The 21,727-nt window shown below is 71.3% G+C and carries 19 protein-coding genes; 13 read left to right on the top strand and 6 right to left on the bottom strand.

What is annotated here, in order from left to right; translation table 11 throughout:
• Positions 1-207 precede the first annotated feature (207 nt).
• From ACWDEX_RS35820 to ACWDEX_RS35805, 4 genes are all read left to right on the top strand, one after another.
• On the top strand, positions 208-1,368 hold the full coding sequence (locus ACWDEX_RS35820) for an acyl-CoA dehydrogenase family protein (protein WP_450468652.1): 1,161 nt from the start codon (positions 208-210) through the stop codon (positions 1,366-1,368).
• 75 nt (positions 1,369-1,443) lie between these two features.
• Positions 1,444-3,006: a 4-coumarate--CoA ligase family protein gene (locus ACWDEX_RS35815; protein ID WP_450468650.1), complete on the top strand. Its 1,563-nt coding sequence runs from the start codon at positions 1,444-1,446 to the stop codon at positions 3,004-3,006.
• On the top strand, positions 3,003-3,740 hold the full coding sequence (locus ACWDEX_RS35810; RefSeq protein WP_450468649.1) for an enoyl-CoA hydratase family protein: 738 nt from the start codon (positions 3,003-3,005) through the stop codon (positions 3,738-3,740). The genes ACWDEX_RS35815 and ACWDEX_RS35810 overlap by 4 nt, the downstream gene beginning before the upstream one ends.
• Complete coding sequence (locus tag ACWDEX_RS35805; RefSeq protein ID WP_450468648.1) at positions 3,728-4,342, top strand: TetR/AcrR family transcriptional regulator; 615 nt, start codon at positions 3,728-3,730, stop codon at positions 4,340-4,342. The genes ACWDEX_RS35810 and ACWDEX_RS35805 overlap by 13 nt, the downstream gene beginning before the upstream one ends.
• Positions 4,343-4,382: 40 nt before the next feature.
• Here ACWDEX_RS35805 and ACWDEX_RS35800 read toward each other — a convergent pair whose 3' ends face one another.
• Positions 4,383-5,483 carry a citrate synthase 2 gene (locus ACWDEX_RS35800; RefSeq protein ID WP_450468646.1) on the bottom strand — a complete coding sequence of 367 codons (1,101 nt, stop codon included), beginning with the start codon at positions 5,481-5,483 and terminating at the stop codon, positions 4,383-4,385.
• Between the two features lie 378 nt (positions 5,484-5,861).
• Between ACWDEX_RS35800 and pdxH the strand changes: the two genes are divergently transcribed.
• Together pdxH and ACWDEX_RS35790 are read left to right on the top strand one after the other, a co-directional pair.
• Positions 5,862-6,500 carry a pyridoxamine 5'-phosphate oxidase gene (gene pdxH / locus ACWDEX_RS35795; RefSeq protein ID WP_450468654.1) on the top strand — a complete coding sequence of 213 codons (639 nt, stop codon included), beginning with the start codon at positions 5,862-5,864 and terminating at the stop codon, positions 6,498-6,500.
• A 551-nt stretch (positions 6,501-7,051) separates the two neighbouring features.
• Positions 7,052-8,461, top strand: a complete 1,410-nt coding sequence (locus ACWDEX_RS35790; RefSeq protein WP_450468644.1) for a PAS domain-containing protein — start codon at positions 7,052-7,054, stop codon at positions 8,459-8,461.
• 14 nt (positions 8,462-8,475) lie between these two features.
• On the opposite strand, the gene ACWDEX_RS35785 is transcribed toward ACWDEX_RS35790, so the two are convergent.
• A complete protein-coding gene (locus ACWDEX_RS35785) occupies positions 8,476-9,246 on the bottom strand; it encodes an SIS domain-containing protein (RefSeq protein WP_450468642.1) in 771 nt (256 codons plus the stop codon).
• 349 nt (positions 9,247-9,595) lie between these two features.
• On the opposite strand from ACWDEX_RS35785, the gene ACWDEX_RS35780 reads away from it, so the two are divergent.
• A complete protein-coding gene (locus ACWDEX_RS35780; RefSeq protein ID WP_450468640.1) occupies positions 9,596-10,288 on the top strand; it encodes a metal-dependent transcriptional regulator in 693 nt (230 codons plus the stop codon).
• A 707-nt stretch (positions 10,289-10,995) separates the two neighbouring features.
• A complete protein-coding gene (locus ACWDEX_RS35775) occupies positions 10,996-11,856 on the top strand; it encodes an alpha/beta fold hydrolase (protein WP_450468639.1) in 861 nt (286 codons plus the stop codon).
• Between the two features lie 11 nt (positions 11,857-11,867).
• Here ACWDEX_RS35775 and ACWDEX_RS35770 read toward each other — a convergent pair whose 3' ends face one another.
• The 3 genes from ACWDEX_RS35770 to ACWDEX_RS35760 all read right to left on the bottom strand — a co-directional run bounded on the left by ACWDEX_RS35770 (position 11,868) and on the right by ACWDEX_RS35760 (position 15,037).
• Positions 11,868-13,460 carry a transporter gene (locus ACWDEX_RS35770; RefSeq protein WP_450468638.1) on the bottom strand — a complete coding sequence of 531 codons (1,593 nt, stop codon included), beginning with the start codon at positions 13,458-13,460 and terminating at the stop codon, positions 11,868-11,870.
• Positions 13,457-14,245: an ABC transporter ATP-binding protein gene (locus ACWDEX_RS35765; protein ID WP_450468637.1), complete on the bottom strand. Its 789-nt coding sequence runs from the start codon at positions 14,243-14,245 to the stop codon at positions 13,457-13,459. The genes ACWDEX_RS35770 and ACWDEX_RS35765 overlap by 4 nt, the downstream gene beginning before the upstream one ends.
• Before the next feature lie 138 nt (positions 14,246-14,383).
• Entirely contained in the window at positions 14,384-15,037 is a 654-nt protein-coding gene (locus ACWDEX_RS35760; protein WP_450468636.1) for a bifunctional DNA primase/polymerase, read from the bottom strand.
• Positions 15,038-15,472: 435 nt separating this feature from the next.
• On the opposite strand from ACWDEX_RS35760, the gene ACWDEX_RS35755 reads away from it, so the two are divergent.
• On the top strand, positions 15,473-16,858 hold the full coding sequence (locus ACWDEX_RS35755) for a transcriptional regulator (RefSeq protein WP_450468635.1): 1,386 nt from the start codon (positions 15,473-15,475) through the stop codon (positions 16,856-16,858).
• Positions 16,859-17,164: 306 nt separating this feature from the next.
• A complete protein-coding gene (locus ACWDEX_RS35750) occupies positions 17,165-18,619 on the top strand; it encodes a hypothetical protein (RefSeq protein WP_450468634.1) in 1,455 nt (484 codons plus the stop codon).
• A gap of 63 nt (positions 18,620-18,682) precedes the next feature.
• Here ACWDEX_RS35750 and ACWDEX_RS35745 read toward each other — a convergent pair whose 3' ends face one another.
• The gene (locus ACWDEX_RS35745; RefSeq protein ID WP_450468633.1) at positions 18,683-19,822 is read right to left on the bottom strand and encodes an ABC transporter substrate-binding protein; all 1,140 of its coding nucleotides are present in this window, start codon (positions 19,820-19,822) and stop codon (positions 18,683-18,685) included.
• Between ACWDEX_RS35745 and ACWDEX_RS35740 the strand changes: the two genes are divergently transcribed.
• From ACWDEX_RS35740 to purU, 3 genes are all read left to right on the top strand, one after another.
• Positions 19,821-20,072, top strand: a complete 252-nt coding sequence (locus ACWDEX_RS35740) for a hypothetical protein (RefSeq protein ID WP_450468632.1) — start codon at positions 19,821-19,823, stop codon at positions 20,070-20,072. The genes ACWDEX_RS35745 and ACWDEX_RS35740 overlap by 2 nt on opposite strands.
• Before the next feature lie 56 nt (positions 20,073-20,128).
• Positions 20,129-20,629: an SCO4402 family protein gene (locus tag ACWDEX_RS35735; protein WP_450468631.1), complete on the top strand. Its 501-nt coding sequence runs from the start codon at positions 20,129-20,131 to the stop codon at positions 20,627-20,629.
• A gap of 72 nt (positions 20,630-20,701) precedes the next feature.
• Positions 20,702-21,583 carry a formyltetrahydrofolate deformylase gene (gene purU / locus ACWDEX_RS35730; protein WP_450468630.1) on the top strand — a complete coding sequence of 294 codons (882 nt, stop codon included), beginning with the start codon at positions 20,702-20,704 and terminating at the stop codon, positions 21,581-21,583.
• Positions 21,584-21,727 lie beyond the last annotated feature (144 nt).

The raw sequence follows: 21,727 nt of genomic DNA, 5'->3' as shown, positions 1-21,727 counted from the left end.
GCGCCGGAAGGTCCTCGTAGCGGAGCTACTAGGACATTTCGGCAACGCCGCGAGCGGCCGTGCCGGGCGTCGCGACGCCGCTCCCTATTGCCCCCCAGGTCGTAAGGCCGCGCCCCCTCAGGGGCGCGGGCCCACATCCATATGCGGCCTTGGGCGGCCGCGTGAGCGCGAGCAACCACACCGACAACTCGAACCCGGGAGACCGACATGAGCCCCGTCATCGAGACCGAAGAACACCAGGCCCTCCGTGCCGCCGTCGCCGCCCTCGGCAAGCGCTACGGCCGCGACTACCTCACCACGGTCATCGCCGAGAACCGCCACCCCACCGAACTCTGGTCGGAGGCGGCCAAGCTGGGCTACCTCGGGGTGAACCTGCCCGAGGAGTACGGCGGCGGAGGCGGCGGCATCGTGGAACTCTCCATGGTCCTCGAGGAGTTGGGGGCGGCAGGCTGCCCGCTCCTGATGCTCGTCGTGTCACCCGCGATCTGCGGCACGGTCATCGCCCGCTTCGGTACCCCCGCACAGAAACAGGCGTGGCTGCCGGGCCTCGCGGACGGCACCCGGACCATGGCCTTCGGCATCACCGAACCCGACGCCGGATCCAACTCCCACCGCATCACCACCACCGCGCACCGCGATGGCGACAACTGGGTCCTCAGCGGCCGCAAGGTGTTCGTCTCCGGCGTCGACATCGCCGACGCGACCCTGATCGTCGGCCGCACCGAAGACGCTCGCACCGGAAAGCTCAAGCCCTGCCTGTTCATCGTCCCCCGGGACGCGCCGGGCTTCGGGCGACGGCGGATCGACATGGAACTGAGCGGCGCGGAGAAGCAGTTCGAGCTGACCCTGGACGAGGTGCGGCTGCCCGCCGACGCACTTGTGGGCGAAGAGGACGCGGGACTGCTCCAGCTCTTCGCGGGCCTCAACCCCGAGCGCGTCATGACCGCCGCGTTCGCGATCGGCATGGGCCGCTATGCGCTGTCCCGGGCCGTCGAGTACGCGCGCGACCGTACCGTCTGGAAGCAGCCGATCGGCGCCCACCAGGCGATAGCGCACCCCCTCGCGCAGGCCCACATCGACCTCGAACTGGCCCGCCTGATGATGCAGAAGGCCGCCTTCCTGTACGACTCCGGGGACGACATGGCCGCCGGAGAGGCCGCCAACATGGCCAAGTACGCCGCCGGGGAGGCCTGTGTGAAAGCCGTGGACCAGGCCGTGCACACCCTCGGCGGCAACGGCCTCACCCGGGAGTTCGGACTCGCCTCCCTCGTCACGGCCTCACGCGTGGCTCGTATCGCGCCGGTGAGCCGGGAGATGATCCTCAACTACGTCTCCCACCAGACCCTGGGCCTGCCGAAGTCCTACTAGTCCTCAACTGCCGTACAGAGCCGTGCAGGACCGTGCAGGACCGTGCAGATCCGTGCAGTCGTACGAGGAGGAACCGTGTTCCGCAGCCAGTACGCAGACGTCCCGGCCGTCGACCTTCCCATCCACGAGGCGGTCCTGAGCCGGGCCGCCGCATACGGTGAGCTGCCCGCCCTGATCGACGGCGTGGACGGCACCACTCTCACGTACGCGCAAGTCGACCGGTTCCACCGGCAGCTGGCCGCCGCCTTCGCCGAGGCGGGCGTACGCAAGGGCGACGTGCTCGCCCTGCACAGCGCCAACACGATCGCCTATCCGATCGCCTTCTACGGCGCCACGCGCGCGGGCGCGTCGGTCACGACCGTGCACCCCCTCGCCACGGCGGACGAGTTCGCGCGGCAGCTACGCGACTCGGACGCCCGCTGGATCGTCACCGTGTCACCGTTCCTGGAGACGGCGCGCACGGCCGCCGAACGCGCGGGCGGCATACGGGAGATCTTCGTGTGCGACAGGGCGCCCGGCCACCGCTCCCTGCTCGACATGCTGGCCACGAACGCGCCCGAACCCGAGGTCCGCATCGACCCCGCCGAGGACATCGCCGCGCTCCCGTACTCGTCGGGGACGACGGGCATCCCCAAGGGCGTGATGCTCACCCACCGCTCGATCGCCACGAACCTCGCCCAGCTCGAACCTCTGGTGCCGGCCGCCCCCGGTGACCGTGTCCTCGCCGTCCTGCCGTTCTTCCACATCTACGGGCTGACCGCCCTGATGAACGCGCCCCTCAGGCTGGGCGCCACGGTCGTCGTGCTGCCCCGCTTCGACCTGGAGACGTTCCTGGCCGCCATCGAGAAGCACCGCATCACGACGCTGTACGTCGCCCCGCCGATCGTCCTCGCCCTCGCCAAGCACCCCGCCGTCGACGGGTACGACCTGTCGTCCCTGAAGCACGTCACCTGCGCCGCCGCGCCCCTGGACGCGGACCTGGCGGCGGCCTGCTCCCTCAGGCTCGGGCTGCCGTCGATCGGCCAGGCCTACGGCATGACGGAACTGTCACCCGGCACGCACGTCGTCCCCCTGGGCGTATCTGACCCGCCACCGGGGACGGTCGGCAAGCTCATCGCGGGCACCGAGATGCGCATCCTCTCCCTCGACGACCCCGACAAGGACCTCGGTGTGGGCGAGGCCGGCGAGATCGCCATCCGGGGCCCCCAGGTGATGAAGGGCTACCTGGGACAGCCCGAGGCGACCGACGCGCTGATCGACCAGGACGGCTGGCTGCACACCGGGGATGTCGGCCGCGTCGACGCCGACGGCTGGCTGTTCGTCGTCGACCGCGTCAAGGAACTCATCAAGTACAAGGGTTTCCAGGTGGCCCCCGCCGAACTGGAGGCCCTGCTGCTGACCCACCCGAAGATCGCGGATGCCGCCGTCATCGGCGTCCACGAAGACCACAACGAGGTCCCGCACGCCTTCCTGGTGCGCGGACCGGACGCGGACGACCTCACCGAAGAGGAGGTCATGAGCTACGTCGCCGAACGCGTCGCCCCCTACAAGCGCGTCCGGAAGGTCACCTTCATCGACGGGGTGCCGCGGGCCGCCTCCGGGAAGATCCTCCGCAGGGAGCTGAGGAATCGGCCATGACCGGTCTCGTCCGCACCGCGCACGACCGCGGCGTCAGCACCCTCACCCTCGACTCGCCCGGCAACCGCAACGCCCTGTCGGCCGCGCTCGTCGGCGACCTAGCCGAGGAGCTGACCCGCCGCGGCACGGACCGCGACACCCGCGCCGTCGTCCTCACCCACACCGGGAACACCTTCTGCGCGGGTGCCGACCTGCGCAACCCTCCGCCGCCGGAAGCACTGGTCGGGCTGCTGCGGCAGATCATCGAGCTGCCCAAACCCGTCGTCGCCCGGGTGCGGGGGCATGTGCGGGCGGGCGGCCTGGGACTGCTGGGCGCCTGCGACATCGCCGCCGCCTCCACCGACGCCACCTTCGCCTTCACGGAGGTACGCATCGGCGTCGCCCCCGCCGTCATCTCCCTGCCGCTGCTGCCGCGCACCGACCCCCGCGCCCTCGCCCGCTACTACCTCACCGGCGAACGCCTCGACGCCGCCGAGGCCGTACGCACCGGGCTGCTCACGGCCGCGGGCGAGGACGTCGACGCGGTGCTCGCGCCGGTGCTCGACGGGCTGCGCCGGGCCTCACCCCAGGGCCTGGCCGAGACCAAACGACTGCTCACCGCTAGTGTGCTGGAGACCTTCGACCGGGACGCGGCCGACCTCACCGCGCTCTCGGCCCGGCTGTTCTCCTCCCCGCAGGCCCGCGAGGGGATGACGGCCTTCCTCGAACGACGGGACCCCGCATGGGTGGTGTGAACACGGTCGAACGTGTTCCCAAACAGGACCGTAGCCGGGCGACCCGGCAGCGGCTCCTGGAGGCCGCCGTGGCCTGCCTCGCCGAACACGGCTGGGCGGGCTCCACGGTCCTGGTCGTCGCCGAACGCGCGGGGGTCTCCCGGGGCGCCGCCCAGCACCACTTCCCCACCCGCGAGGACCTGTTCACGGCGGCCGTCGAGTACGTCGCCGAGGAGCGCTCCACGGCGATACGGGCGCTGTTCCCGCAGGGCGCCGCCGACCGCCGGGCGGTGGTCGCGGCCCTCGTGGACCTGTACACCGGGCCGCTGTTCCGCGCGGCCCTGCACCTGTGGGTCGCCGCCTCCAACGAGGACCAACTGCGCCCGCGCGTGACGGAGCTGGAGGCCCGCGTCGGCCGCGAGACCCACCGCATCGCCGTCGACCTCCTCGGCGCCGACGAGTCCCGCCCTGGCGTGCGCGAGACGGTCCAGGGCCTGCTGGACATGGCCCGCGGCCTGGGCCTGGCGAACCTCCTCACCGACGACGCCGGCCGCCGGGAGCGGGTGGTGACGCAGTGGGCCCTGCTGCTGGAACACGCGCTGGGCCCAGGCCCGGAGCGTTAGCGGCTACTTGTGGGCACCAGCGGGTCCTACGGGACGGCCCTCAGCGAGAGATGTCCGCGTATCCCTCGATCTCCCGGGGGCTGCGCGGGCCCGGGCCCACATAACGCGCGGACGGGCGCACCAGCCTGCCGGTGCGCTTCTGTTCCAGGATGTGCGCGGACCAGCCGGCCGTACGGGCACAGGTGAACATCGACGTGAACATGTGCGCCGGGACCTCGGCGAAGTCGAGCATGATCGCCGCCCAGAACTCGACGTTCGTGGCGAGGACGCGGTCGGGGCGGCGGTTGTGCAGCTCCTCCAGAGCCGCCTTCTCCAGTGCCTCGGCCACCTCGAAGCGGGGCGCGCCCAGCTCCCGGGCGGTCCGGCGCAGCACCCGCGCCCGCGGGTCCTCTGCCCGGTACACCCGGTGGCCGAAACCCATCAGCCGCTCGCCCCTGTCGAGGGCCTGCTTCACATACGCTTCCGCGTCACCGGTGCGCTCGATCTCCTCGATCATGCCGAGGACACGGGAGGGCGCACCACCGTGCAGCGGCCCGGACATCGCGCCCACGGCGCCGGACAATGCGGCGGCCACGTCGGCGCCGGTGGACGCGATGACGCGGGCCGTGAACGTGGAGGCGTTCATGCCGTGCTCGGCGGCCGACGTCCAGTAGGCGTCCACGGCCGCGACGTGCTTGGGATCCGGCTCGCCGCGCCAGCGGATCATGAACCGCTCGACGATGGAGTGCGCCTTGTCGATCTCGCGCTGCGGCACCATCGGCAGGCCCTGGCCACGCGCCGACTGGGCGACGTACGACAGCGCCATCACGGCGGCGCGGGCCAGGTCGTCGCGGGCCTGTCCGGCGTCGATGTCCAGGAGCGGCTTGAGCCCCCACACCGGTGCGAGCATGGCGAGCGCCGACTGCACGTCCACGCGGATGTCACCCGAGTGCACCGGGATCGGGAAGGGTTCGGCGGGCGGTAGCCCGGGGTTGAAGGAGCCGTCGACGAGCAGCCCCCAGACGTTGCCGAACGAGACGTGGCCGACCAGTTCCTCGATGTCGACGCCCCGGTACCGCAGGGCGCCGCCTTCCTTGTCCGGCTCGGCGATCTCCGTCTCGAACGCGACGACTCCCTCGAGCCCGGGTACGAAGTCGGACATCAGGCGGCTCCTCGTGATGTGGGGTCCATGGTCATTCGCGGTCGTTCTCGCAAATGCGCGGTCCGAAACGGTACTCCGGTGATGCCCCGATCGGTCGTCGGTCATCCGACCCGAGCGGCATCAGCACGATATCCCCGAGTGCCACCTTTGGGGAGAGCATGCGGCACTCGGTGCCACGCAGTGATGAACCACACTCACCGAGTGGTCGGCCCCATACGGCAAGATGACCGCGTGACCGACCGCTTCCCGGACGAACCCGCACCCGAACCCGCGGCTGGACGCGGTTTTGAACCCGCTGCCGCGGACAAGCCACTGGAACCCATCGTCGAACGGGCGGCCAGGGGCCCCATCGAGGACCTGGTCTCCGACCCCGCCGAGATGCGGCTGCACTACCGCGCCGAAGGACTCGACGAGTCGTCGCTCGCCGCCCACCCCATGGACCAGTTCGCCCGATGGTTCAGGCAGGCCGCACAGGCCGCCGTGCAGGGGATGATCTACGAGCCGAACGCGATGGTCGTCTCCACGGCTGACGAGGACGGACGCCCCAGCTCACGCACGGTCCTCATGAAGCAGTACGACGAACAAGGGTTCGTCTTCTACACCAACTACGGCTCCCGCAAGGCGCGCGAGCTGGCGGTCAACCCCCACATCGCGCTGCTCTTCCCCTGGCACCCGATCGCCCGCCAGGTGGTCGTCACCGGCACGGCGCGCCGCACCGGCCGCGACGAGACGGCCGCCTACTTCCGCACACGCCCGCACGGCTCCCAGTTGGGCGCGTGGGCCAGCGCCCAGTCCTCGGTCATCCACTCCCGTACCGGACTCGATACGGCGTACGAGGAGCTGAGCGCCCGCTACCCCGAGGGCTCCCAGGTCCCGGTCCCGCCGCACTGGGGCGGTTTCCGTATCGCCCCGAGCACGGTCGAGTTCTGGCAGGGCCGCGAGAACCGCCTCCACGACCGGCTGCGCTATGTCGCCGAGCCTGACGGGACATGGCGGGTGGAACGCCTCAGCCCCTGAACATGCGGTGCGGCCGCCCGTACACGCGGACGACCCGCGAGCTCGGGTCCCTCCGCCTGCTGGCGGAGAAGCCGGCCGGACGTACCGGCGAGCTCGCGGGTCGGGTGACTGCGTTGGATTGGCCGGCTGCGCGCAACTGGCACGCGCTGGTCCGGCGCCGAAGTGAGTACGACGGCGGGCCGCTAGCCCGCAGCCACCTCAGCTGTCCGGTTTTCATACATTCGCCGAACCACCTCCTTTCGCTGTGAACAAGAGCCTAGGAACCGCTCGGGGCTCGATCAACCGGATTTTCGAGAGAGTGACAGGCCGCGCTTCAGGCCGTATGGCGCAGCGGTGTCCCCCGGGTCGGTCGCCCGCTGCGGCAACCGTCCGATTCCTCGAACCGGAAGCCCCAGGTCGCTGCCGGGTCCGTGGGGCGGGGACGGCTGGATGTGAGGATTTCACTCCAAACTTTCGCGAAGCAGATGTGGGCTGCGTCACGTTCGAGTTGAATGATGGCGAATGAGCTAACGCGCTGTACGTGCGGACGTAACAGCCTGCAGGGGGTTCAGGTGAGTACTTCCCGGCATAGGGGGACCACGGACGAGCGGGGTCCGGGTGAGCCCGAGCGGGACGGCTCGGATCTTCTCGCCGCGCTCCTCGACGGGATGGACGCGGCCTTGTGCGCCTTCGACGCCGACGGGGTCGTGACCCACTGGAACCGGGAGGCCGAGCGGATCCTCGGCTGGTCGGCCACCCAGGCCGTGGGGCGGCGTGGGTTCGCCGGATGGGCCGTGCGGACCGCCGACGCCGCGGAGGTCGAGGCGCGGCTGATGTCCGCGATGGAGTCCCCCGGGCGTCATGTGCACGAGTTCGCGCTGCTCACCAAGGACGGCGGGCGGGTGCTCGTACGGATCCAGTCGGCGGCGGTGCGGGGGCCGGGCGGGCGGCCCGCCGGGGTCTACTGCGCCTTCAGCGAGGTTCACACGCAGATCGACCTCGAACGGTCCATCGCGCTGAGCGAGGCCCTGTTCGAGGACGCGAGCTGGGGTGTGGTGCTCGTGGACGTCGATCTGCGGCCCGCCGTCGTCAACGCCCACGCGGCCCGCGCGTTCGGCGCCGGGCGTACGGCCATGCTCGGACGGCCCCTCGGTGATCTGCTCGCCCAGGGGGTCGAGGAACTGGAGAGCGCGCTGACCCATGTGCTCGCCGAGGGCGCCCCGCCCGCTCCCGCCGAGATGTGGGTGAGTGTGCGGACCGCCGAGGGTGAGGAGCGGCGGTGCTGGCGCAGCGGCTTCCTGCGGCTGGCCTCCCCACTTACGGAAGAACCGGTTCCGCTGGGGGTGGGGTGGTTGTTCGAGGACGTCACCGAGGCCAAGCGGGGAGAGCAGGAGGCGGCGCTGCTGCGTTTCCGTGCCAACCAGTTGCACCGCGCCGCGCGGACCGCCGCCGAATGCGAGGACCCGCGGGAGGCGGCCACCGTCCAACTGGACTTCGCGCTCGCCGGGTTCGCCGACCACGCGCTGATCGACCGGGTGATCGGGGGTTCGGTGGCGGACGGACACGGGCCGGTGCGCCTGGTACGGGTCGCCGAGACGCCGGCGGGCGGGCCGGGGCCGAGCGCGCTCACCGGGGAGGCGGGACTGCCCGTGCCCTACGGCGAGGGGCACCCGGCCCTGCAGTGCGTGGAGCGCGTCGGGTCCGTCCGGGCCGCAGCGGGCGCCGTCGACCCGGAGCGGGCGCGCCAGTGGACGCTCGCCCGGCAGTGGCCCGCGGACGCGGTGCACGCGCTGTGCGTGGTGCTGCGCAGCCGGGGCCGGACGCTCGGCGTCGTGACGTTTCTGCGGGGTGCCGGGCGCAGCCCTTTCGAACGGGCCGACGCGATGTACGCGCAGGACGTGGCGGTGCGGATCGCCGCCGCGCTGGACCTGGCCGACCGGCTGGAGGGGGCACCGAACACGCCGGGGACGCCGGGGGTGTAGCGCTTATGGGTGCCCTAGGCCTGCCAGAAGATCCGGTCGCCGTACTCCCGCAGGATCCGGCGGTTCCACTCGTGGCCGCCGTCGACGTTCCCCGACCTCAGCAGCGGTGGTTCGACGCCGCGGTCGGCGAGTGCGCCCGCGGCCGTGGCCATGACCGCCTGGAGCAGGGCCGTGGTGACGACGGTGGAGGCGGGGGCGAAGGGCGCGGAGACGCTGTCGAGGCTGAGCTCCGCGTCGCCCACCGCGACCTTCGAGTCGAGGACGATGTCGCAGTGGTCCTTGAGGTACGTGCCGGAGGCGTGCCTCGACGTCGTCTCGGAGGCGTAGGCCACCGACGTCACCCCGATGACCTTGACGCCGAGCGCGCGGGCGTTCATCGCCAACTCCACGGGGAGCGCGTTGCGGCCGGACAGGGAGATGACCACCAGGAGGTCGCCGGAGCGGAGCGGGCTGGTGTCCAGGACCGCGCCTGCCAGGCCCTCGACCTGCTCCAGCGCCGAGCCCAGGGTCGCCGGCATGACGTCGACACCGACGACGCCGGGAACCGCGAGCAGGTTCATCAGGGCGAGGCCACCGGCGCGGTAGACGAGGTCCTGCGCGGCCAGCGACGAGTGCCCGGCGCCGAAGGCGAACAGCCGGCCGCCGGAGGCGACGGTGTCCGCGATCAGGGTGCCGGCCGCCGTGATCGACTTCGCTTCCTCGTCCCGCACGCGCCGCAGCAGCCCGATCGCCGCGTCGAAGAACCTGCCGGCCAGCTCGTTCCCGCCTCTCGGCTCCTCGCTCATCGGCGATGCCCCTTCGAAGTCTCGGTCCCACCGGCGCCCATGACGGCCCGTGTCGCGGATCACGGTGCGGTCTGGACCACTGCGATGTCAATACCGGCCGCACGCCCCCTGCGCCCGAGCTCCGAGGGACCCGGGGGCCGGCGCGAGAGCTTCGCGGGGTGCGTCCGGCGCGGGGTGGCCGACGGGCCCCGCCCGGGAGTCGGCGCCACACCCGTGGCCCCCGTCCGTACCCTTCCGGCTCCGTCGCTCGCGCCCCGGTTGTCAGTGGGATGCGTCAGAATTGAGTCCAGGGCCAGCGCACGCGCCGGTGAGCCGTCGAGCCTCCGGCAGATCTCATCGAGGGGCACGTATGTCCGGATTGATCGACACCACGGAGATGTATCTCCGCACCATCCTCGAGCTGGAGGAGGAAGGTGTGGTCCCCATGCGCGCCCGTATCGCGGAGCGGCTTGACCAGAGCGGCCCGACGGTCAGCCAGACGGTGGCGCGGATGGAGCGCGACGGTCTGGTGGCGGTCGCCTCCGACCGCCACTTGGAGCTCACGGACGAGGGGCGCCGCCTCGCCACCCGCGTGATGCGCAAGCACCGCCTGGCCGAGTGCCTGCTGGTCGACGTGATCGGACTGGAGTGGGAGCAGGTGCACGCCGAGGCGTGCCGCTGGGAGCACGTGATGAGCGAGGCCGTCGAGCGCCGCGTCCTGGAGCTGCTGCGTCACCCCACCGAGTCGCCGTACGGGAACCCGATCCCGGGCCTGGACGAGCTGGGCGAGCGGGACGGCGCGGCCCCGTTCCTGGACGAGGGCATGGTGTCGCTGGCGGAGCTGGATCCGGGCGCGGACGGCAAGACGGTCGTCGTACGGCGTATCGGCGAGCCCATCCAGACGGACGCACAGCTCATGTACACGCTGCGGCGGGCGGGCGTGCAGCCCGGCTCGGTGGTCAGTGTGACGAAGGCCGCGGGCGGTGTCCTGGTCGGCAGCGGCGGCGAGGCGGCCGAGCTGGAGGCGGACATCGCCTCCCACGTCTTCGTGGCCAAGCGCTGAACTCGTCTCTTCCGGCGCGGCCCTGATTTCCGGAGGCCGGCCCGTGTCCGCGCGGTGGTGACCTTCGAGGCAGTACGGCCCTGACTGCTCCGAAGTGGTTCGAGCCACCCCTCAACTGTCCTGATTCCAGGGGAAGTTGTGATGATTCCGCGATCTTACTGCAATCAAGATTCAGTCTCCGGAACCGGCGCACCCGGGTGCTTCCCGTGCGAGGCTGTCGCGTGAGGCATATGACCGGAGGGCTCTTGGGCGGACGGTGACCGCGGTGTCACCTGGCCGGGAAAGGGGCGGGAAGATGCGCCGCCGACATGAGGAGGGCCCCGGCGCTCTCGGGCGCCGGGGCCTGTCCTCCCCTGTGCTGACCCGGAGCCCCGAGCTCTCAGGGTCATCCCCCTCGGACCGGTTTTCCCCGAGCGGTCCGCCTCCCGCAGAAGATCTCCCCACGGAGGCGACGGTCAATCCTCGTGGAGGGTCACTCGAAGGTGGGGTGTTGTCGTGGGAAGCAGCGCTCTCGAATGGCTATTCGATAGCGTGAGGCCGCGGTCCGACCGGACCGCGCGCTGTGACGGTGGCGGCCACCCGCGACAGTGGTGACCGGCAACGTCCGGCACAAGCAGTGACGACAGCGGCAAGTACGACGAGGACATGGGCCGGCCGCTTGAAGCGGAAGCGAGCGGGCCGAGCGGAGCCAGGGGGGTTCCAGGACGATGGTGCGGCGCATCGACGTGACCGGAGCGGGCGGCGTACGCCTCGCCGCGTGGGAGTTCGCCGATCCCCCCAAGGCCGGCGAGGCCGAGCGGGCGCCGGGCGTGCTGTTATTGCACGGCCTCATGGGCCGTGCCTCACACTGGGCGTCCACCGCCCGCTGGCTCTCCGAGCGACACCGTGCCGTCGCGCTGGACCAGCGCGGCCATGGCCAGAGCGACAAGCCGCCCGGGGGAAGGTACACCCGAGAGGCCTACACGGACGACGTCGAGGCCGCCCTCGACCAGCTCGGCCTCGCCCCGGCCGTCCTCATCGGCCACGCCATGGGCGCCCTGACGGCCTGGCAGCTCGCCGCCAAACGCCCCGATCTGGTGCGCGGCCTGATCATCTGCGACATGCGCGCCTCAGCGCTGGGCGCCGCCTCGCAGCACGAGTGGGAGGACTGGTTCACGTCCTGGCCCCTCCCCTTCGCCACACTCGGCGACGTACGGAAGTGGTTCGGCGAGGACGACCCTTGGGTGGAGCGCCCGAACCCGGCCCGCGGCGCGTTCTACGCCGAGGTGATGGCCGAGTCCGAGGACGGCTGGCGGCCGGTCTTCGAACCGGAGCAGATGCTGAGGTCCCGCGAGACCTGGGTGTACGACGCGCACTGGGAGGAACTGGCACAGGTGCGGTGCCCGGCCCTCGTCCTGCGTGGCCTCGACGGCCAGCTGGGCCGGGCGGAGGCGCAGGAGATGGTGCGCGTCCTGCCGCACGGCCGGTACGCGGAGGTGGCCGACGCCGGCCACCTCGTCCACTACGACCAGCCGGAGGCATGGCGCGCGGCGATCGAACCGTTCCTGGACTCGCTGCCCACACCGTGACCGCCGTGGCACTAGCCCTTGCTGACCGCCGTGAGGATCTCCGGCAGCCGCCGCGCCGTGCGTGGTGCCGCGAGGCGAAGGCCGAGGAGGAGGATCAGCACCCCGTAGACGGCGCCCAAAGGCAGCAGCAGCCAGGTCCACTCGCTGCCGTCCGCGGTGACGTTCAGCCAGATCATCGCCACGATCACCGGTACGGACAGCAGGGATGCCGAGACCATGCCGCCGAAGATGGAGATCCAGGCGATCCCGGTCTGTCCGGGGGCCACGTTCTTGTAGCCCTCCTGCGGTATCGAGTACGGGAAGCGGGCCGAGGTCCAGGCGCCCGTGGCCAGCATCGCGCCGAGCAGTGCGAAGGAGAGTCCGAGCGTCTCGGGCAGCTTCGCCCAGGCGCCGAGGATCGCGGTCGTCACGACGCTGACGAGGGTGGCGTACGGCACCGTGACCAGTAGCAGCGCCAGCGCCCGGCCGCGCAGCTCCGCGTACGCGTCCCGGGGGGAGGAGATCGTCATCGCGACCATCCAGAACGCGGACGTGTCCTGCCCGAACTGGTTGTACATCTGGATGCCGAGCATCCCCGCCGCGAAGCAGGCGAAGTAGACCGAGCCGGTGCCCTGGAGGGCATTGAAGACCGGCACGATCATCCCGATCGCCAGTGAGGTCACCCAGGCCGCCTTGGTCTTGGGGTCACGCCACATGTAGCGCAGGCTGCGTTCCATCACCGTGCCGGTGCGGCCCGTGGGCAGCAGTCGGGACAGGTTCGTCGAGGAGCGCTCGCGGGGCCCCGGCTCGGTCGGCTGGAGCGTGGACTCGTCCGGCGATGTCATCAGCTTCGTCAGGCTGCGCGACCACAGGGCCAGCAGACCCGCCAGCGCCGCCACGCTCAGCGCGAGCTGGGCGGCGCTGACGCCGTAGGAACCACGGCTCGCGGAGTCGACGGCGTCGATGGCGGAGGCGGGCGGCACCCAGCGAAGTACCTTCCACGCCGGATCGAGCTGGGACAGCCCGGCGGAACCCAGGCGCTGCGCGCCGAAGTTGACCACCTGCGCGCCGACCGCGATGACGAGGCCGCTCAGGACGGCCAGATCACGGCCCTTGCGGCTGGACAGCAGCCGGATGTTGGCGGCGGCGACGGTCCGCGCGAGCGCCACGCACACCAGCAGTGCGAGGACGACGGCGACGACGCCGGTGACATGACCGGCCACCCCGTGCGCCACGGAGATCACCGAACCCGCCAACAGGCACAGTGTGAACAGCGGGCCGATACCGACCAGGGACGCCGTCAGCAGCGCCCGTACGAGGGGCTGAGGGCGCAACGGCAGCATCACCAGGCGGGTGGGGTCGAGCGTCTCGTCGCCGCTCGGGAAGAACAGCGGCATCACCGCCCAGCCGAGCGCCAGGACCGCCGTGCTCAGCACCGCGATGGTGCCGGCGTGCGCGTTGCCGCGCAGGAGGATCAGTCCGAGCAACTGCAGCGCGGCGAACAGGAGCGTGAAGACGACGGATGTGATGTACGCGGCCCGCCGTCCGGTGGACTGCCGCAGTCCGTTGCGCAGGAGGGAGAGTTTCAGCCGTACGACGGTCGAGGTGAGGCCGGCGTTGCTCATCGGGCGCCGCCGCCGAGCCAGTCGAGGTCGGCCCCGGCGGTGCGGCTGCCCGCGCCCACCAGCTCCAGGAACGCCTGCTGGAGGGTGGGCGCATCACCGCGGACGTCGGCGAGCGGGCCGTGCGCGCGGATACGCCCCGCGGCCATCACCGCCACCCAGTCGCACAGCGACTCGACCAGCTCCATGACGTGGGAGGAGAAGACGACGGTGGCGCCGGAGGCGGTGTACCGCTCCAGGACGCCTCGGATGGTCTGCGCGGAGACCGGATCGACCCCCTCGAACGGCTCGTCGAGGAAGAGGACTTCGGGGTTGTGGAGAAGGGCGGCGGCCAGCCCGATCTTCTTGCGCATACCGGTCGAGTAATCGACGACGAGCTTGTGCTGAGCCCCGGCCAGATCGAGGACGTCGAGCAACTGGGTGGCCCGCTTGTCGACCTCGGCGCCGGGCAGCCCGCGCAGTCTGCCTGTGTACGCGAGGAGTTCACGCCCGGAGAGGCGTTCGAAGAGCCGGAGTCCCTCGGGCAGGACGCCGATGCGGGCCTTCACCGCGACCGGGTCGCGCCACACGTCATGGCCGGCGATCTCGACGGTTCCCTGGTCGGGCCGGAGCAGCCCCGTGACCATGGAAAGGGTGGTGGTCTTCCCGGCTCCGTTCGGGCCGACGAGTCCGACGAACCGCCCCGCGGGAAGCTCCAGATCGATCCCGGATACGGCGACCTGTTCGCCGAACCGCTTCCACAGCCCCTGGACCCGTACGGCGGCCGTGCCCGCCCCAACCTTGTTCATACGAACACCTTAGGGGGCAGGAGCACCCGTAACGGGCACAGGGTGGTAACGCTCGTACGGCTCGACGCGTGGGCGTGACCAGCCACAATCGACTCACGGCCGCCGATCGGCAGTTCTCGACGGCGTAGCTCGCGGCGCCTACCGATCCCGCGCGCAGGCATAGGCCAAGGATGAGATCAACGCCTCCGCGTCCGGCAGCCAGCGGTTCTCGGACGTCGGCCGGCAGACCCACTGCGCGGCCCCTCGCGACCCGTACCGCGTGGGCGGTGCGGCCACGTACGTGCCTTCGCCCAGGGCGACCAGATCGAGGGAGGAGGGGGGCCAGCCCAACTGCCGCAGCAGATGGGGGACCTTGGCCGCCGCGCCGGGGAGCACGAAGAACTGCATGCGCCGGTCCGGCGCGAGGATCACCGGTCCGAGCGTCAGCCCCATGCGTTCCATGCGCGCGAGGGCGAGGAGGCCGGCGGTCTCCGGCACGTCGATCGCGTCGAACGTACGCCCCACGGGCAGCAGGATCGAGGCGGTCGGCCGCTCGGACCACAGACCGCGCGCGACGGTCGCGCTGCCGGTCGCCTGCGTCGCCCAGTCGCCGTGCGCCGGGTGTGCGCCGGGTGCCGGGCACGCAGGCTCGCCGCAGGAGCAGTGCTGCGTCCCGTCGGCGACCTCCAGCCAGGTGCCGGGGAACACGTCCCAGTGACGCTCCTCGACGTAACGCACGGCAGCTTCCGGGATCGAATCGCCACGCCGCTTCGGGATGTGGGCAGTTGCAGGCCCCGCGATGGTCTCTTCCACGATGAACTCAACTCCAGCTGTCACCGGGGGTTACGCCTGTCCCCTCCGTCGCCATTGCCGCCCCGGGAATGGATGGCGGGCATGTCCCTTTTATCTCACATGCGCCGGGGAGGAGCACCGCCCCCATGGTCGGGGCGCACGGGTGCACGGGCGGGGGCGCGCAAGAGGATCGGCGACAGGGGCTGGGTAACCACGTGTGGGGTACGGCGTCAGTCTTTACCCCGGCAATCCTGGCATGTCTGGCATCAGCGGTATGTCCGCGGGGCATTGATCTTCCGGGTCGGGTCTTTTCGGTGCACAGAGGGACGTTCCGGAAGGGCCGACGGATGAAGACACGTCAACTCGGTGCACGGGCAGGCACCGCAGCCATACGGCGAGTGAGCCGAAGGGGTACGCCCTGGAGGCGAACCGAGCCATGAATATGGGGGTTACGCCATGGCCGCAAGGCCTCTTGTCGCGCGGCAGCCGAACGAACGACTGCAGGCGCTCATTCAGGAAGCGGGTTGCTCCAACGCGGGGCTGGCCCGCCGGGTCAACATGTGCGGTGCGGAACACGGCCTCGACCTGCGCTACGACAAGACGTCCGTGGCCCGTTGGTTGCGCGGACAGCAGCCACGCGGTCGGGCCCCGGCCGTCATCGCGGAGGCGCTCGGCCGCAAGCTGGCGCGCACGGTCACGATCGACGAGATCGGCATGGCCAACGGCAAGAACCTCGCGTCGGGCGTGGGACTGCAGTTCTCGCCGACGGTGCTCGGCGCCATCGAGCAGGTCTGTGAGCTGTGGCGCAGCGACGTCGGCCGCCGCGACTTCCTGTCCGGCTCGTCGGTCGCCGCGTCGGCGCTCGTCGAACCGAGCCGCGACTGGCTGATCTCCACACCGGACGCACAGGTCGCGCGCTCCGCAGGGCCACGGGTGGGGTCCTCGGACGTGGCGGCGGTACGTGCGATGACCCAGGCGCTGGTCGAACTGGACCACCAGTACGGCAGCGGGCATGTGCGTCCGGTCGTCGTGCACTACCTGAACAGCGTCGTCTCGGGGCTGCTGGCGGGCTCGTACCGGGAGGCCGTGGGGCGTGAACTCTTCGCAGCCGTAGCTCGGTTGACGGAGCTCGCCGGGTACATGGCCGTCGACACCGGGCAGCCCGGGCTGGCCCAGCGGTACTACATCCAGTCGCTGCGCCTCGCGCAGGCGGCGGGTGACCGGGGGTACGGAGGGTACGTCCTCGCCGCCTCCATGAGCCATCTCGCGGCGCAGCTCGGAAACCCCCGGGAGATCGCACAGTTGGCGCGTGCGGCGCAGGAGGGGGCGCGCGGGCGGGTGACCCCTCGGGCGGATGCGATGTTCTGCGCCGCCGAGGCGCGTGGGCACGCGCTGATGGGAGACGCGCGAGCCGCGCAGATCGCGTCCGGCCGTGCGGTCAGGGCGCTGGAGTCGGCCGACGCGGCGTCCGGGGACGACCCGGCGTGGATCGCCCACTTCGACCACGCGTATCTGGCGGACGAACTGGCGCACTGTCACCGGGACTTGGGCCAGGCCGAGGAGGCGGCGCGGTACGCGGAGGAGTCCCTCGCCGGACATCCCGAGTCCCGGGCCCGGCGCCGGGCGATCGGGTTCGTCCTGCTCGCCACCGCGCAGGTGCAACAGCGCGAGGTGGAACAGGCCTGCGCCACGGGCCTGAGGGCGGTGGAACTGCTCGGCACGCTGCGTTCCAACCGCGGCGCCGAGTACCTGGAGGACTTCCACCAGCGGTTGGAGCCGTACCGGGACGAGACGGTGGTGCGGGAGTTCGGGGCGCGGCTGGAGTTGACGGCGGCGGCGTGAACCCGACCCGGGGCCGGGGACACCGTCACGGGGCTCCGCCCCGGTCCTGGGTGGGATCGTCGTAGCGCGGAAGGCGGTTCGTCCCCGTCGCGTTGGCAGGAGTCGGTCGGCCCGCACGCGGAGCCGCTCGACTCCTCTGCCGCGCACTTTTTCGGGACGCGGGACATGAACAGCGTCTTGAGCGGCGATTTTGTTACGGCCGGTGCCCGAGGGGGCGATCACGCCCTGTCCGGCGTGGCATGTGGCTCGGGGGACCCGGTAGCGTGAGCCGACGATTCCGAAAGTCCCCCGTTCGTAGGAGTCCCGGTGACGCAGAGTGGACAGGGCGAGGAGCCCTCGGCGCGGCCCGCGCACGAAGGCATCGTGCTGCCCTCCGACGGTCATGCAGCCCCGGCGGGCGGCCAGGCCTGGGGCGGACCGTGGGGGCCGGGACAGCCGGCCCAGGCGCCGTCCACCCAGACCTGGGGCACCGAAGCGGGGCCGACCTGGGGGGCTACGGGAACACAGCCGTCCTGGGAGCCTGCCGTCCCGCAGCCGGGCTGGGGCGGGACCTCGGCATCGCAGCCGCAGGCCGCGCAGGGGCAGCCGCTGCCGCCTGAGGCGCCCGCGGGCTCCGGAGCCGGGCCGCTGCCGCCCGAGGGCGCGCCGGCGTCTCCGTACGGCATGAACAAACAGCAGGCGCCCCAGCACGCACAACCCGTACCGCACGCCGGGCCTCTGCCGCCCGCCGACGAGGGCGCCACGCAGTACATACCGCCCGTCGCCGCCGATGACGGGGCGACCCAGTACATCCCGCCGGTGGCGCCGGGAGGGCCGCCGCCCGCGGTGCCCGCGGACGACGCGACCCGGTTCCTTGGGCAGCCCGTCGGGTCCGCGCCGTCCGCTGCGGGCCCCGACGAACAGGCCACCCAGTACCTCTCGCCGGCGCCTGGCGGTCCGGGTCCGGAGCCGTACGGGGCGCAGTCGGGCGCACCCGGCGGTGACCGGCAGACGCCGGCCGAGTTCGACAACCTCTTCCGCAACGACATGGGCGGCGCCGAGTCCACCCAGCAGCTGCCGCAGTTCGACGTCGCGAAGGCGCCGGGCGCACCCGTGGGTCGGGCGGCCGAGCGGCGCGGCGGCGGTGGCGGTGGCCGTCCCCCGTCACGCGTGCCGCTCATCGCGGCCGTCGGCGTGATCATCGCCGTCGTCGGTATCGGAGCCGGTGCCCTGCTCGGCGCGGGTGGCGACAGCGACAGCAAGAACAATGACAACAAGACCGTCGCGGCGACCGCCCCGGCCGAGGAGCCCTCGAAGTCGGCGTCCGCGCCCGTCGACCCGGCCAAGGGGCAGGCTGTCGCGCTCGACAAGCTCCTCGCCGACAGCGGCAACAGCCGCGGCGCGGTGATCAAGGCGGTCGCCGACGTCGGGGCCTGCCGGAACCTCGACCAGGCGGCCACCGACCTGCACAACGCGGCCAAGCAGCGCAACGACCTGGTCACCCGGCTGTCCGGGCTCCAGGTCGACAAGCTGCCCAACCACGGTGAGCTGACCACCGCGCTCAAGAGCGCGTGGCAGGCGTCCGCGTCCGCCGACAACCACTACGCCGCCTGGGCGAACCAGCTCTCGCACAAGAAGAAGTGCAAGGGGGCCCACAGCCAGCGCGCGGCGGGCGACCGGGCCAGCGGCACGGCAAGCGCGAAGAAGGCGCAGGCCGCGCCGCTGTGGAACGCCATCGCGCGAAAGTACGGCCTGACCCAGCGCCAGCCGACCCAGCTGTGAGCCCGGCGGTGTGCGCCGCCCGGAGGCCCTCGGCCGGACGGGCGTCGCACACCCCGTGACGCCTCACCCCGAGGACGCGCTCTCCAGCGTCTTCGACACGTTCACGAAGTCCTTGCGTGCCGCGACCAGCCGTCCGCCGCGTACCACCTGGAACGACACGTCCGAGTTGACCAGGCGGGGGTAGTCGACGGCCGCGGTCAGGTCCTGGAACCGCCATCGCAGGGTCGGGGTGAGGCCGCCGGTGTCGACCTCGATGCCCTTGTCGAGCGCCGAGCGGACCGTGCGGGCGGACACCTCGCCGTCGCCGAGCGAGTCGACGACCTCCTTCAGGACCGTGTACGCGATCCAGGTGGTCTGCACGCCGGCGTCCGTCGGGTCGATCCGGTTGTCACCGAAGGCTGCCTCGCGGATCGCCTTCCTCATCGGATCCCAGCGCGTGTCGCTCGCCTCCGGGTACCAGCCGGTGACGTACGCCCCTTCGTACGGCCCCGCCCCGCCCCCCGACGCGTCGATGACCGACTGGTCCACGCTGCCGAGCACGGAGGCGATGCGCACCGCCGGGTACGCGCCGCTCAGACGCCGGAAGGAGTCCATGAAGGTGCCGGTGCGCTCGTCGAGCACCGGAATCACGCACCCCTTCCGCAGCGGATCCGCGGTCGCCCGCCCCAGCGCCTGCCGGGCCTGCTGGTCGAGCGCGGTGGCGTCCTCGGCGGCGCGCACGTCGAGGGCCGCCGTGTGGCCGCCCCCCGCCAACCCGGAGCCGAGCAGCATCGGGAGCTGGTCGCCGGTGACGGTGTCGGGGCGCACCAGCGCGAGGGGGCCGCATTTTCTGCCCAGTTCCTCGCCGAGGCCGGCCAGCAGCGCGGGCTGGCCTCCGTTGACCGGGTAGGAGAGGGCGCTCTCGAACTCGTACTTGGTGAGCCCGTAGCCGCCGATGTAGGGGATGCCGGCCGACTCCAGCGGGGACAGGGAGGAACTCGCGTACTGGCTGTAGGAACCGACGACCGCGACGACCCTCTCCTTGGCGGCGAGGCGGGCACACTTTGCGGCGCCGACGTAGTCGTTGTGGTCGTTGCAGGTCAGGACGTTGAGCTTGCGGCCGTGCAGACCGCCGTGCGCGTTGACCCAGCGGGCGTACGCCTTCGCCATCGCCGGCATGCCCGGCTTGTTGGTCGCGGAGGTGCTCTCGGGTGCCCAGGTCATGACAGTCACGGTGTCGTCCCCGGAACCCCCCGTGATGCCGGGGACGACACCGCACCCGGCGACCGACGCGCACGCCACCAGGACGCCCGCGGACAGCAGGGCCGCCCTGACGCGGGAAGCCGCTGCCCTGCGGACGGGCCCCGGAACACGGGGGCGGGTGGGGGAACTGGTGCGTGGCCTGCCGATCATGGACCCGCACGATTCCGTCACACTGCTAACCGTGGTGCGACCGGCGGGCAACGGCAGATGACGCAGAGGTGAATTGAGGGGGCCGATGATCCGGATTTCGCAGGGAACGTACGATCGGTGACCGTGCAAGGTTCGGAGAACTCTTCCCGTCGCGGCCGTCGCTCATCCACCATGGGCGGCATGCCACTCAACGACATGCCGTGGTGGCGCTGGCGCAGCAATGTGCGCTCCGCGCTGCACATGCTCTCCGACCCCGTGTTCCAGCGGGACGTCTGGCTGGCCGGTGCCGACGGTTACGGCGACGTCACCGACGCCGTGTACCGCCTGGTCGAGGACACCTGGCTGGACAACTGGTCGGCCGAGAAATACGTCGGCACGATCTTCCGCGACTCGCAGGAGGCGGCCCTCGTCGACACCGCCGTCCTCCGCGTGCTGCGGATCATGCACCAGGTCGGGCCGGACGCGCCGGTGCAGGCCTACCTCGACCACCAAGGGTGGCCGGAGGCGGTGCGGGCGGCACGCGACGCGCATGTACGGCTCGCGATGAGCGACGGCGAGGACCCCGACACGCCGCCGCGCACGCTCGAGGTGCTGCGGATCCTCACACGGACCGCGTAGACAGGCCGGACCCCGCGTCCGGGTGGCGGACGACCCTCCGCGCGGCCCCGCCGACGTGAGACCCTGGCGTGCATGAACGAGCTGTCCACCCGGTCCTCGGCCCCGGCCGACCAGTACGTCCTCACCCTCTCCTGCCCGGACAAGCAGGGGATCGTGCACGCCGTGTCGAGCTATCTGTTCATGACCGGCTGCAACATCGAGGACAGCCAGCAGTTCGGGGACCACGACACGGGACTGTTCTTCATGCGGGTCCACTTCTCCGCGGAGGCCCCGGTGACCGTGGACAAACTGCGGGCGAGCTTCGCGGCGATCGGTGACTCCTTCCAGATGGACTGGCAGATCCACCGGGCCGACGAGAAGATGCGCATCGTCCTGATGGTCAGCAAGTTCGGCCACTGCCTGAACGACCTCCTCTTCCGCGCCCGGATCGGTGCGCTGCCCGTCGAGATCGCGGCCGTGGTGTCCAACCACACCGACTTCGCGGAGCTGGTGGGCTCGTACAACATCCCCTTCCATCACATCCCGGTGACGAAGGACACCAAGCCGGAGGCCGAGGCCCGGCTGCTTGAGCTGGTCCGTGAACTGGATGTCGAACTGGTGGTCCTCGCCCGCTATATGCAGGTGCTCTCGGACGACCTGTGCAAGCGGCTCAGCGGCCGGATCATCAACATCCACCACTCCTTCCTGCCGAGCTTCAAGGGTGCCAAGCCCTACCACCAGGCACATGCGCGCGGTGTGAAGCTGATCGGTGCCACCGCGCACTACGTCACGGCCGACCTCGACGAGGGCCCGATCATCGAGCAGGAGGTCGAGCGGGTGAACCACGGCGTGACCCCGGACCAGCTCGTGGCGATCGGCCGGGATGTGGAGTGCCAGGCGCTGGCCCGCGCGGTGAAGTGGCATGCGGAGCGCCGCATCCTGCTGAACGGACGGCGGACGGTCGTCTTCGCCTAGTGCTGTGACCGGAAAGGTTCACCGGCTCTAGAAGACTCATGAAGATCTTGTTGAGGGGCTGTCCGGCCGCAGGCCGGGCGGCCCCTCGGTCTATGCGGTGGCCGCGCTGATCGTCCAGGTGCTGCCTGCGCGGGTGAGTCCGAG

Source organism: Streptomyces sp. NPDC001020 (assembly GCF_053599115.1).
Note: the sequence above shows the minus strand (reverse complement) of the source record. Positions and strands in the feature narration are given on the sequence as shown.